The following is a 12,447-nucleotide window of genomic DNA, read 5'->3' on the forward strand; positions in this document are numbered from 1 at the left end:
ACCTAGAGATTCTGTGAAAGGGGCTGTTCCTGAAGCGGCGACGGGGGGACCACCTTTGGAACTTCCAGCTTGGGGACCAGGGCCTCGGCCTCTTTGACCGGAGCGCCCTTGCTGGCGGGTTTCTCCGGTTCGCTGACTGGCTTCTCGGGAGGCTGCGGTGCCGCTGCAGGTTCCGGTGCCAACGGATTGAACCACATCTTGTGTGGAGCGATCTTGCGAGGTTGCAACGCGTTTGCGATCTTTGGAAGGCTCATGGGTGGAAACGAGAAGCGCGAAACGTAGTTGTTGATCTTCACGAAGGCGTGGAGGTCGGGCAGACCTTCTACCTCAGACTTCATCACCAGCGGCTCGATCTGACGATCGAGCGTGAAGCTCTTGCCCTGGCGCTTCCCGTCCGCGACCGTCTCACGGACACGCTCGATCTCAACCTCGCCGATCATCTCGGCCGCCCACTTCGCGGCGTTCGGCTCGGCGGTGCGGAGGATGAACTTAGTGGTGGGCTGCGAAAGCATGACCTCGGCGAGATGGCCGTAGATGGTTTCGAGCTGGGCCTTGCCCTGGTAGCCGAAGACGATGGGATTGTCGCTCTTGCGACCCTTGGTCAGTGCCGTGTGGAACTGCGGGAGCCGCTGCAGGCTGGCCAGCTCGTCGATCACCAGCCACACCTTCTTCTGTCCCGGCTTTGGCTTCGTCAGCAGGCGCAACACCAACAGGTCGATCCAGAGCGAATGCAGCGGGCGCAACGCCTCCTGCTCGGCTTCGGTAGACGTGAGGAAGATCCACCCCTCGCGCTTGTCGGCCCATTCGGTGGCGCACCACTCGCGCCCCTGTGCCTCTTCGCGGGTGGGCAGGAGACGCAGGCTGTCGGCAACGAGGCCTAATGAACCGAGTACGCCGCTCCGCTGCTGCGGTGCATCCTTGGGTGCAAAGTTCGCAAGCTCGGTCCCCTTCAGACGCCGGTCGATCTCATCCTCGTTCGACATCCACTCCACCAATTCCTCCGGCGAGGGTTTGTACTTCAGAAGATGGGCGAAGATCTTTTGCGGCGTGTCGGTGAAGAACTCGCCGCGCTTATCTTCGCGTGGCTGATACATGGAGGCAGCGATCGTGCGCGCCTCAGCCGGGTTCCTCAGCTCACTCGATGGCGTCCAGTACGGCGTTCTCTCATCGAGCGGATTCAGAATCCAGTCCTTCCGGCTTTCTTTGTAAAAGCTCTCTGTGAACTCCCCTGCGGGGTCGTAGACGATGGCAATTTCGCCTCGGTCGGCGATCTGCTGGAGGAGCTGTTTTATCAAAGTTGACTTACCGGTCCCGGTGTCGCCCATGATCTGGATGTGCTTCGCCTCGGCGCTCTTGGGAATGCGGAGCTGCGTCGGTTTCCGAAAAAAGGAACGCTTTTCGGCGGTCTCGATTGCGAGCCCATCCGCCTGCAACGCCTTGTTGAAGTTGGCAGGCGTCGTCATGACCGGACCCTTCAGGCGGCGTCCATACTTCAACTCTCGAAAGCGTTTCACGTCCGCGCGGCCGGCAAAGACAAGGGCGATCACCAGGACGACAAACCCCTCGGCTAAGGACGTGCCGTAGATGTCGAGCAGCCCTTGACCGTCGAAGTAGACGGTGCGGAGCCACCGGCTGAGAGCGGCGTCGTTGTAGTCCTTTTCCGGTCCTTTGTAGAACACCGTGAAACCCTGATGCCGCGCGGCCTGAGACAGATCGACCGGGGAGATGGCACCGTTGGGCAGCTTGGTTTCGCCTGGAACAAAATCGGCCGGCAGGGCAGGCCTGGGCGCGGCTTTGCCGCCGCCCACATAGAGCAGCCGGTACTTGCCGTGCTGCTTGAACGTCGCCCCGACGAGCGACCGGATATAGGTCGTCGTATAGTCCCGCCTCAATGGAGTCTCAGAGAAGCGGAGAAACTGCCAAACGAAGAGGATCGTTACGAATACACCCAGAGCCAAGGCGATGAACGTATAAATGGGTGCGTGCGGCGGCCAAACAATAGTCTCTTTGCGGCCCCACTTCTGCTTGTCGTTCATTGTCCCGCCTCCGTCGCCGCGTACTGTTGCATCACCTCGGCTGCCGCCTTGTGCTTGCTGGAACGAATCCCTTGCAGCTCTGCCTGGAACGCTTCTGGCGTCATGACCGCGCCGCAGGCGACGCTTCGCAGAGTTGAGTTAAGGAGCTGTCGAATAGCCACGATCTCTGTAAAAGTCGGGTCAACAGAAAGCCGCCGCGCCTCACGGAGCAACACTTCCCTTGCCCACTCTCCTAGTGCGCGGCCATCGCTCTTAGCCGCCGCCTCTAATTCGTTGTGCTCCTCGCGAGTCATCTTCGCGGTAGCGCTGTATCGTCGCGCCTTGCGGCCCTGCGCGCGGCTAAGACGATCAGCGAATTGGGCGGGGCGTGAGGCTAAATCTTGATCCATGGAACGCTCCCAAGATCGGTTGCTAACTGGCACCCGGAAGGTGCCAGTTAGCACCCTTATTTGGCTATGTCTTTTGTTTTGAGCACGGTTGCCAACTAGCACCCTTGCTACTGCTTCACGACACCCTGGAAGGGGTGGAGTGTCTACGTCTCCCGGTGCGAAGCGCCGTTTTCGCTTTCTGCCACATTTGCATGTTGGAAACCACCTAATTGCGAGCTGCGGGTTGCTGCATTTGCTGGTGTTGTTCCGTGACGTGCAACGTCACTTCCTGCGCTGCAACCATGCAGCGCAGGAACGCACTAGAGAGAGGCGCTGGCCTTCGCGCTCGCGGCACCAGGCTTGGGGCCGCGTGGGGCACCTGTTGCACCCGCAGCAGGCTTCTTGATGCGCAGGGTGCCAGTGCCTTTGGGGTTGGCGCTGCGGAATTTCTGGAACTCAGAATCCTTCCCGAAGGTGTACTCCAGCGCCTTATTCACCACGTCATCCGGTGACGCAGTGACGAAGGCTGCATACTGTTCCACCTGAATAGCGGTTGACTCTTCAAGTGAGCAGATGATGGTGAGTTTCTTCGTCTGTTTGATCTCAAGCAGTGGCATGGTCAGTGTTCCTCCTGAACGACTTTGGGTTAGAGAATGCGTGAATGAAGCTATTCAACCGTGCAGGCCGTGAGATCAAACTCAGTGGCTCACTGTCGAGCTATTCGGAGCCTTGTAGAGGTCTTCCGTGAGAAACGCTTGTGTGGCAAAGTCATAGCCGGTGACGGCAATTAGCTCGCGTACGCGCCGTTTGCCGCTCGGTTGACGTTCGCAGTAGAGAACGAAGTCGATTGCCTCTGCGGTCTCGGAACGGATAAAACCGTGGTTGATGTTCGCGCGTGCGCTGAGTGCGAGATTCGATAGTCTGCTGAGTGCATCCCATGCTGATTTCGCGTGCAACGTGGTGAGGGTGCCGCCGTGTCCGGTGTTCATCGCTTGGAGTAGATCGTTGGCGCACTCGTCGCGAATCTCACCGAAGATGATCCGATCGGGTCTGTGCCGGAGTGCCGCTGCTAAAAGTGCGCTTGGCGGGATTGCTGCCTGACCTGGAATTGCGTCTACAGCCTCCCATCTCACTGCATTTGGCTGAAGAACTCGAAGCTCCGCAACCTGCTCGATTACGATCAACCTGTCGGTTGCGGGAACGTGGTCAAGGATGGCTTTCATCAAGGTCGTCTTCCCGGATCCGGTTCCGCCCGCGATGATGCCGTTCTTCTTATCCATCAGGAAGCTAACGACACGATCCCGCACGCCTGATGGCATACTGCCGCTCGCAATCAACTCATCTGTGCTGTACCAACGATTGAATTTTCTTATCGTGAGTGTCGGACCACCTATCGCAGAGGGTGCTCCGACCACGGCGACACGAGAGCCATCCGGCATACGCGTATTCAGGATCGGGTTTTGTTGAGTGAGATCCTGGCCCATGAGCCGGGCCACACGCTGGATCGCCGCCTCCAGACGCTCGACGCTGTATTCGTTCTTCAGCTCGATATGCTCGATAACCCCACCACGATCTGCATAGATTCCTGTCGTTCCGTTGATCATCAAATCGCTTATGGTCGGATCGAGAATGAGCGCCTGAATTTCCGCCTCAAAGAACGGCAACACCTTTTCCCATCCACTCTCAGGAGACTTGGGCTCGCTCATGGCTTCTCCTGGGCGCGATACGTGGAACCCTGCGGTGTCTGATCGACCGAGACGCGGTTTTCGTGGAACTCGGTGATGGTCACTCCAAGCGGGTTGATGGTCTCGTACTGAGGGTTCGTCTTGGCGTGGTCGCTGACTTGCGCCGGGTTCACGTAGTACGTGATTGAAGAAATCCAATGCTCTGTGCGCGGCTGCTGCGAATGTTGCGAGGAGTAGATGCGGTCGAACGTCACTAGCGCCGTTCCACGCGAGACGACTGCATTAGAAATTCGCTCTTGCGTCATCGAAGTGATGGTCACGTTATTAACCTGCACTTCGCTCGGCTCTAGCTGGCCGCCGATCACCTGCGTCGTAAGGTGATTGTTGTTGTCGTCATTGATGAGCTGCGAAGCAAGCGGGCCGGATAGGAAGTAGTAGTTCATCGGGTATTTCTTCGCGATGGTCTCCCTGTTGAGGGTGTGCCGGTAATTGATCCAATCGGTGAGGTACGTTCTGATCTCCCCCTCGCGCGGGCTGTAGTTCAAATCGCTGTACTGGATGGCCTGGGCACGGCCCGCGTCATCGATTCGGACATAACGATTCAAGGTGGGGCGGCTTGAAATCAGGACGATGCCAGCAGTGAGAGCAAGAGAGAGAGCCGTAAGAGTCCCGATTGCCAACCTTGCGATGCTCCGCTCCCTGTAATGGGCTGCATATACCTCGTTGGCGATCTGGTCGGCCTCGACGTGCTGCCGGAGTGTGAGTGAGCTAATTGACTGGGCTTGTGTGGACATTTTGCCTCCTCGAATTCATGTTGTTGTTGTGAATGAGTACCCCTGTATGCACGAGGCTTTCGATAACGAGTCCGGCGAAGAAGATCACCATGAGGATCTTGAACGGACGGGGAAGACGCTTGTAGAGGTACCAGAGAGCGATCATGACGACTCCTGCGAGTTTTTACTTCAAAATTGCGAGGGATTCGGCGAGCTGTGCCACTTTTCCGGCTGCGCCCGCACCGCCTCCGAAGATCGTTTGAGTGATTGTGGGCACCAGTACCAGATTCAAGATGAACGCAACGAAGATGGCTAGGAACGGGATGAGGTTAGCGATCCAATTGGCGATGCTGTAGTTACCCTGAAAGGTCTGGTTGATGAAGTTGATGAGGAATTGAGACCACACGTAGATGAACGCGGCGGCGACGGCACGAATCATCGCGAAGCTCGCCAGGACCTCCACGAAGTGCAAGAACTTGCCGCGAAAGGTTTCGGTGAGATAGAGCGGGATAATTAGCGGGCCAAAGAGTGCGGTGACGGCATAGAAGATGAAGGCGCTGCAATTGAGCAAAAAGAGCACGCCGGACGCCAATCCCAGGAAACCCTCGACAAGCATGTAGACGAACGCTTCGACAGGTGACGTGATCGATGGAACCGGGGTGTTGTGCCCCGCTGTGTTGATGATGGCGTTGAGTTGGTTGAGGGCGTTCTGGTCAAGAATCTGTGCGATCTGTGCTCCGATATAGGAGAACATCCGGTTGAATCCGAAGCTCGCGCCTGGCAGGTTAGTCGTCCAGTAGTGTTCGATTACGAGGCAGAAGAGGAAGCGAAAGAGAAACACTTTCACTTCATCCAAGCTGACCGATGCGTGACCGCCTAAATGAGCAGACCACGGAGACATCCGCACTGCGATTCCAATCAGAATCATCGTGGCGATGAACGTAAGCAGCAACATCCCGAAGTTGGACAGTGCCCCGCCGTTCTGCAAAGTAAGGTCTGAGATGCTTTGAGAGAACTGGCCCAGCCAATCTACAAATCCGGGTGTGGTGTTCATTGGGGTTGCTCACTTTTCTTGGTGTGGAATCGCCGTTTGGTCGGCTTAATGCGTCTTCGTTGCTTCAAGCTGTCTGCGGTAGTCTTCGTCGTCCTGCTGAATTTGCTTTTGTTCGCGTAACTGTTTCGCCTGGTGTGCCCGGCTGATCGAAAGATGGACAAATCCGGCGCTGGAAACTGCCAGCGCCGCAAGAAGGAAAAACAAGAGCTTCATGCTGAACGGCTTCATTGGTCTGCTCCGGTCAGTAGTAGGTTGTCCACGTCTGCGAGCCGCCACCGATATACGTCGGGTTGTTGGCCTGCTGAGTGATGCGGAAGTTGGCGTCGTTGATCGTCTGTGAGGCCTGGTTCCGCTTGTCCATGTTGGCGACGGCGGACTGCGCTGCGAGGCAAGCCTGGAGCTGGCCCTGTGCTTGTGCCTCCTGCAGCTGGTGCGAGTTGGACATTGTGAGGAGGTTGAGTTGCTCAACCTCGCTGTTGGTGAGAACGGACGTATCGTAGATCGAGTTGTCGAGCGCCGTATTCGCTGCCGTGGCATTTGTTCTGGCCGCGTTGTAGGCTCCCACCGCTCCAAGACACTGCGTCGATGCCGCGTCCATCGCCTCAATGTGCGCCAGCGTCGACAGACGGTCACTGGCTCCTACGATCTGGTTCCCCCAGAAGCTCGACGACGTACCGGAGATCGCGAGATTCATGATCTTCCATACAGTGCTTGCGTTCTGGGATTGGCCGTTCAACTGTGATTGCAACCCACTGGTCTCGCCATACGTGTTTTGCACGGACGAGTTCATGAGGGCGTTCTCTGCGGTCCTCCAAATCTGCTTCGAATTGAAATACTTCAGGTTGTTGAAAATGGTGTTGTAGGTCGTGATGGACTGGTTGTAGATCTTGAGTGCAGTCCCGGCCATCTGAATGTCCTGCGTGAGCTGCTGAGCGAGCGTTAGGTTGGTTTGAGACCCTTGCGCGATCCTCGTTGCCTGGTTGCTGAGTCCCTTTGCCTCATTGAAAATCTGCTGTGTTGCGTGGGCTGACTGAGTTGGATCGAAGACGACACCGCCAAACTGAGCGTGTGCCGGGACCGAAAGGGACATGGCTCCCATCGCTGCTGCAATGGCGATCCATCTTCCGTAGATGAGCCGTTTCATGGGTGCTCCTAGAGGGTCGGGTTGACGCGATGCTCCGCGTAGGAGGGGATGAGAATGTCTTTGCCGATGTACACACGCGCACGAGTTCCCTCTTTAAGCGTGATAATCGGTAGCCGATTGAGGAAGTGATTTAGGATCTGTTCGCTCTCCTGGCTGGTTTGCGAGGAGATGCCGTTGCGGATTTGACTATCTGGGGTTAGAACGCTGCCCGTGTTGCCGATCTGCGCGAGTCCTCCCAGGCCCCCGATAGCGGCGGCTGCGGCAAACGCTTGAAGATAGCCGTGGTCAACCTTGGTTGCGAGGCCTGTGGTGCCGATCTGGTCGAGGCCTGCGTATTTGTCGATGTCGATCGAAAATCCATCCGGGCATACAGCACGATGGAAGACGACCGCGAGTTTATGCTGCTGCTGGCTACTGACAGCCTGCACCTGGCCGATGAGACGGGTGCCTTGGGGCAACAAGAGCTGCTGATGGTCATGTGAGTAGTAGTCAGTGGTGAGCATGATGAGAACCGGCCCAGCCATCCCGCCGTCTGCGTGGTTGGTGACGACGCCCTCAAGAACTGTTCCCTCGAAGACGCGGTAGAGCTTGCCGCCGTACTCGTCGAAGTCGTAAGCAGCCATCGGGTCTTTGGCTTTGGCTCCTGCTGCCTTCGGCTCCGGGGTTTCGCCATCGGCTACATCGGTGACATTCTGGGTAGCAATTACTGTCGGCCCGCTGACTGTCGGTGAGGTGCCGCTTGGTTTCTGCTCGTGCGTCTGGAAGTCAATGGCTACTGTGTCGCTGTTGAGTGCGTCGACGCGGCGCTTTTCCCTTTCGGCGGCCTGTTGCTTGGCTTGTGCCCTGGCCTCCGCCTGGCCGGATGTCTGGTTGGGGGCGTTTGGACTGTTGCCGTAGATGGCCCGGCTCTGTGCTGGCGTCATCGGGGCGCTTGAGTCTGCCTCTGGGGTAGGAACCGCCCTCTCTTGGGCCTGCAGAGCATCAAGAGCCTGTTTTAGCTGGGCCTGGTCTGCATCGCTCTTTGCGATCATCTGCTGTTGCTTCTCAAACCCTGATACTTGTTGCGGGTCGGCTGTGGCGGGCCTAGCCTGAAGCGTGCTCTTCGTGGCTTCCTTCTTGTGGCCGCTACTCATGGCGTTGTAGGCGGTCGATACACCAATCAGCAGTACAGCACCGGTGAGGGCGATGACGATCGGCAGGGTCTTAGAAATGGGCGCTTTCGAAATGGGCTGCTGGGGGACGGTTTCCATTAGTTGGCCTCCTCGCGATGAAACTCAACCTTGGACTTGCCGATCGCGACGTACCCGTTCTGGAGGAGCTTCGGCACTGTGTAAAGACCGTTAGCGAAATCGAAGTTGATGATTGAGCCCTTCTTGTCCTTCAGCTCGTAGACCACAGGCGGCTCTTCGAACTTGCCCTGGATGTAGGTGAATTTCCCGTCGTCCCAAATCTGCCTGACACCAAGCGCCTTGGCCTTCGACTGGTCCCAGCTATAGTCAAAGTGCAAATTGCTCGGATACGTGCTGGCGTACTTCTCCTGCGCGTCCTGAGCCGTCTTGTGATCGGCACTCGCCTTCGCTTGGGCCTCGGCGAGTTCCTTCTCTAAGCGGTCCTGCTTTTCCTTGACCTCCGCGACCGGAACGAAGACGGGGGCCTCGGCCAGCTTCTTCTGAGCCTCTTTGTCTGCGGGGACTAGGAAGACAGTGGAATCAAAGCTCGCGCTCGGGTCGCCCGAAACCTCTTGCAACTCCAGTGTGTAGTCGTTTCCGTGGTCAGAGATGATGTGGACGTTCGTCGTGCTTTTTGCGGCGGCGGCCTTCGGTTTCACGCTGATAAAACGGCTGGCGACGTGCCCGGCGTTGAAGATCCAATCGTCGGTGTTTCCTCCGAACACCGTTGCGACCTTCTCTTCGGCGGGCAGCTCCAGGAGCGTCGATTCATTGAGGCTCGTTCTGATGATTGGCGGGGCGGAGGTTGCGCTCACTTCGACCGTACGAGGAGCCTTCTGTTGTGCTGTGGCCGGGGGCGCAGCATGGGCGGTGACCGCAAGCGTGAGGCTCGCGGCAATCAAGAGTGGTGTTTTCATTAGGTCGGTCTCCCTGGATGAATAAAAGCTGTGGTCGTCAAGCAGTCCGCTAGCGCGGAACTGCACTATGCGTCTTCGCCTGAAACAAAGCGGGTAATTCCCTCGTGTAACCCCCACTTCTCGATGAGCCTTCCCCGCCGCGCCTTGTCTTTTGGTTTGGTCGAGAACATCGCATAGCTGCGGGGATCGAGATTGAGCGTGACAACTTTGGTCACGCCGTCACGCCGCATATAAAGGGCCTCACGCTGGCGTAGGCCCTCGAAAAGGGTGAGCTGCTGCTCATTCATCTTGAAGAGCTTGCCGTAAAAGTCCCGGTTGAACGTCGCATCGGGAAGTAAGAGAAACGACGTGCAGGAGTTGACGATGCTGTCCGCGTTCACTCCAAGATCGTTGGCAGACTGAGCGATCATGGTGACGCCGCCGAGGTTTTTTCGAACCTGCTTGATGCTGGCGAGCGCACCCTCCAGCAGCTCTTTGTTCTGGAGGTTCGAGAAGATCTCTTCGATGACAACGTGCTTGGGGACACCTAGATTCTTCGGGTCATACAGAACGTCGTCGATCCGGCGCAGCAACCAGACCATGAGGGGCTCGATCAGGTCGGGGTAGTCTTTTGCCACGCCCGCAAAATCCCAGCACTGGATCTGCGAAAGTCTAAGCGAGTCCTCAACGTTGTCGAAAATGGCGTGATAAGCGCCCTTGTCTATCCATTTAGCCAGGTATCGGCTTAGATGTTTAGGCAGGAGCAGGTTTGAGAGTCTGCGGTTCTGTGGGTCAAGGTGATACATGCCCTGAACCTCTTTGAACACCGTGTCCTCGTCCTCTGGGCTCAACGTCGCGCCGCCGTTGGTGAGCAGCATCTTGACGAAGTTGTAGAGAAACTTCACATTTTTCTCAGTGGGCTCTAGCGCAAATGGGTTGACGCGCGGGCCGTCCAGACCAACCTTGTCCACCCTGCCGCCATACAGCTCGACCATGCTCTCGTAGCTATTGCCGATGTCAAAGATGTAGACGAAGCCGTTGTATTTGCGCTCCAGCGCGAGCATCTGGTTTGTGTGGACGGATTTGCCCTTGCCCGGTGGCCCTATCGTGAGCTGGACTCGCACACCCTCAACAAAGACATCCTGGAAGAAGGGGGTTCCCTGCCTTGTCTCCAGAACATTTAGATACTCATCGTCCAAATCGTCAGAGACCAGATGCCCGATGTGAGGCGCAAAGACTGGTGACAGTCGGGCATGATGATCTTCGCCCAGCCACAGTGGATAAACGCTGTATCGGTGATTGGCCGGAAACATCGCATAGAACGCGGAGAGATTGCCTAAGCTTTCCTCAATGATGTTGGCCTGAGCATCGACGAAGATCCGGTGCACAACCGGAATGTTGTCGTGTAGCTCGGCGGCGCTACGGGATGACAGTAGGAGCCGGGCGGTGTACTCGCCCTGCGCCTTCTTATTCAACTCGGAAACGATCAATCCGAGATCATCAACGCCATCGGTCGCAGCCTTTGCACCCACCCCCTCATTGAGTGCGGCGAAGTTCTTGCCAGCCATCAGGCGTTGAAAAATTCCTACCTTGAAGAACTCAATCCACTTCTCTTGTGCCCCAATCTCCTTACGGACCGATGAAGTCGACTTCGGACGCCACGTTGTGCAGAACACGCTATCGCATGTCAGATTGGTGAGCCCATTGAACATGCAAGGCTGTGACGTTGCGGGTGTGCTGGAAAGCGAAAACATCTGGACGTACCGCTTCCCCACTCGCAGATGGTCGGGCTGCCATGAAACCGCACTATTGGCGATCTGCTGATCGACGCCCATGTCTGAAACAAGCCGGGTGTGCCCCGCCCACTCCTCCAGATTGAAAAGCTCACAGAAGAACTTGAAAGTCTGGTCTTTCTCAAGAAGCTTGATACCGATCTCCTGGCTCAAGTGGGTCTCGAGGATGGACGCGGCCTTCTGCAACTGCCCCAACAGCCTTCCGTTCTCGCTAGCCTGGTCTTTCGGCTTCGTCGCGAGTGGGTTGATTAGCTCGGGCTCGAACGTTAGGCACCAGTGAAGGTCGATGCGTCTGAACTTTGCCGTCTTGTCGAGGAAGTCCAGCCGATCGTCGACGAAGGACTGAGTAACAGGATGCTTGTAGTTCTTCTTCCTGGGAATCGCAAAACCGGATGTCACCCGCATGTATTGATAGAGGCATGAACCCTCTGGAAGCCCACGCAGTCCGCCCTCGATCGCGCGGACTCGTGCCTCGACATCGGCGTCCGTAAGGCCTTCGTCGTCGATTCCCTCAACTGAGAAGAGGCATCCGTAACCTCTCGTCTTTGTTGCGAACACGGTTGGGCTAACGAAGCGGGCGATAGGCACGATGCTGTTTGCTGCCTTCGCATCGGTGAACCATTGATTAGCGTTTGCGCGGGTCATAGTAGCTCTTCTGCGTGAAGCTCAAGCCCCACAGTTGAAACATCTTTGGGTGTTTGCGGACGATGAACCAGCATCCGGCAGTGATGACAATGAAGATCGCGATTGAGAGAAGATAAAACCGAAGGAGGAGAACCAGAATCGACACAATCACAATGAACATCCAGATGGGCAAGCTGAGACCCAGCTTCTCTCGGGGTTTGTTGAGTGCCTGATTGATCGCTAGTGGTTCTCCTCGCTTCGTTATCTGCATGGTTAGGCCATCACCTTCGTTGCGTGGGCAATAACCATGGAGAGGGACTGCCCGGTGAGTGATCCGACCCACTGAGGGGCGAACCCGATAACGATTCCGGCAAACAGGCCGCCCGCGATGGAAATGAATCCGGCGGAGATGTTCCGGCCCATGAACTGGAACACGCCCACCACGATGCCGATGACGACGGCGATTGAAGCTCCAAGCAGGCAGGATTTCTCGACGGTTGACATTGCTGTCGTTACGCCGCTGAGATCGACCGTTCCTTGTGCGTGGGCAGCAGTCGAAGCGGCTAAGGAAACAAGGAGTGTAAGAGCGCGGCGGACAACCGTTGAGAACGCAGGTTTAGAGTGGAGAGTCATAGATTAAATTGAGCTCCTTCGTTAGTTCCTAAGGTTTGGCGTCTGCCGAGGCGTCCGGCAGTCGCAGTTGCTGGAGTTGGAGACGCGGTTCCGCGACCCGGAGGCGTGTCCGGATCAGGTTGCTGTGTGTTGTTCGATCGTTCGCTGCAACGGTCCGCTTAGAAGGCTTTACGCCAAACGTGACCAGGGAGTCGGGTTACCTGCGAGGTTTCAGGATTCGTCATCCTGCGGTTTACATCGTGTTGACGGGCGCCTTTTGCCAGCCAATGAAC

General features: G+C 56.9%; 14 protein-coding genes. All 14 read right to left on the reverse strand.

Annotated features, from left to right (window positions below; genetic code table 11):
- Positions 1-2 precede the first annotated feature (2 nt).
- Positions 3-2,036 carry a type IV secretion system DNA-binding domain-containing protein gene (locus tag GRAN_RS23880; protein ID WP_128915584.1) on the reverse strand — a complete coding sequence of 678 codons (2,034 nt, stop codon included), beginning with the start codon at positions 2,034-2,036 and terminating at the stop codon, positions 3-5.
- Entirely contained in the window at positions 2,033-2,425 is a 393-nt protein-coding gene (locus tag GRAN_RS23885) for a hypothetical protein (RefSeq protein WP_128915585.1), read from the reverse strand. The genes GRAN_RS23880 and GRAN_RS23885 overlap by 4 nt, the downstream gene beginning before the upstream one ends.
- Before the next feature lie 299 nt (positions 2,426-2,724).
- A complete protein-coding gene (locus GRAN_RS23890) occupies positions 2,725-3,021 on the reverse strand; it encodes a hypothetical protein (protein ID WP_192898063.1) in 297 nt (98 codons plus the stop codon).
- Positions 3,022-3,102: 81 nt separating this feature from the next.
- Positions 3,103-4,110 (reverse strand): TadA family conjugal transfer-associated ATPase, encoded by a 1,008-nt coding sequence (locus tag GRAN_RS23895; RefSeq protein ID WP_128915586.1) that lies wholly within the window; start codon positions 4,108-4,110, stop codon positions 3,103-3,105.
- Positions 4,107-4,883, reverse strand: a complete 777-nt coding sequence (locus GRAN_RS23900) for a VirB8/TrbF family protein (RefSeq protein WP_128915587.1) — start codon at positions 4,881-4,883, stop codon at positions 4,107-4,109. Before GRAN_RS23900 ends, GRAN_RS23895 begins: the two co-directional genes overlap by 4 nt.
- On the reverse strand, positions 4,858-5,028 hold the full coding sequence (locus GRAN_RS25660; protein WP_161571145.1) for a hypothetical protein: 171 nt from the start codon (positions 5,026-5,028) through the stop codon (positions 4,858-4,860). The genes GRAN_RS23900 and GRAN_RS25660 overlap by 26 nt, the downstream gene beginning before the upstream one ends.
- Before the next feature lie 18 nt (positions 5,029-5,046).
- Positions 5,047-5,916: a hypothetical protein gene (locus GRAN_RS23905; protein WP_128915588.1), complete on the reverse strand. Its 870-nt coding sequence runs from the start codon at positions 5,914-5,916 to the stop codon at positions 5,047-5,049.
- 45 nt (positions 5,917-5,961) lie between these two features.
- A complete protein-coding gene (locus GRAN_RS23910; RefSeq protein WP_128915589.1) occupies positions 5,962-6,144 on the reverse strand; it encodes a hypothetical protein in 183 nt (60 codons plus the stop codon).
- A gap of 13 nt (positions 6,145-6,157) precedes the next feature.
- Positions 6,158-7,060 (reverse strand): hypothetical protein, encoded by a 903-nt coding sequence (locus GRAN_RS23915; RefSeq protein ID WP_128915590.1) that lies wholly within the window; start codon positions 7,058-7,060, stop codon positions 6,158-6,160.
- An 8-nt stretch (positions 7,061-7,068) separates the two neighbouring features.
- Positions 7,069-8,310: a TrbI/VirB10 family protein gene (locus tag GRAN_RS23920; protein ID WP_128915591.1), complete on the reverse strand. Its 1,242-nt coding sequence runs from the start codon at positions 8,308-8,310 to the stop codon at positions 7,069-7,071.
- Positions 8,310-9,146 (reverse strand): TrbG/VirB9 family P-type conjugative transfer protein, encoded by an 837-nt coding sequence (locus GRAN_RS23925; RefSeq protein ID WP_128915592.1) that lies wholly within the window; start codon positions 9,144-9,146, stop codon positions 8,310-8,312. The genes GRAN_RS23920 and GRAN_RS23925 overlap by 1 nt, the downstream gene beginning before the upstream one ends.
- A gap of 65 nt (positions 9,147-9,211) precedes the next feature.
- Positions 9,212-11,563: a VirB4 family type IV secretion system protein gene (locus GRAN_RS23930; RefSeq protein WP_128915593.1), complete on the reverse strand. Its 2,352-nt coding sequence runs from the start codon at positions 11,561-11,563 to the stop codon at positions 9,212-9,214.
- A complete protein-coding gene (locus GRAN_RS23935) occupies positions 11,544-11,807 on the reverse strand; it encodes a VirB3 family type IV secretion system protein (protein ID WP_128915656.1) in 264 nt (87 codons plus the stop codon). The genes GRAN_RS23930 and GRAN_RS23935 overlap by 20 nt, the downstream gene beginning before the upstream one ends.
- A gap of 8 nt (positions 11,808-11,815) precedes the next feature.
- The gene (locus GRAN_RS23940; protein ID WP_128915594.1) at positions 11,816-12,175 is read right to left on the reverse strand and encodes a hypothetical protein; all 360 of its coding nucleotides are present in this window, start codon (positions 12,173-12,175) and stop codon (positions 11,816-11,818) included.
- Between the last annotated feature and the right edge of the window lie 272 nt (positions 12,176-12,447).

The sequence above is a fragment of the Granulicella sibirica genome (assembly GCF_004115155.1).
GTDB lineage: Bacteria > Acidobacteriota > Terriglobia > Terriglobales > Acidobacteriaceae > Edaphobacter > Edaphobacter sibiricus.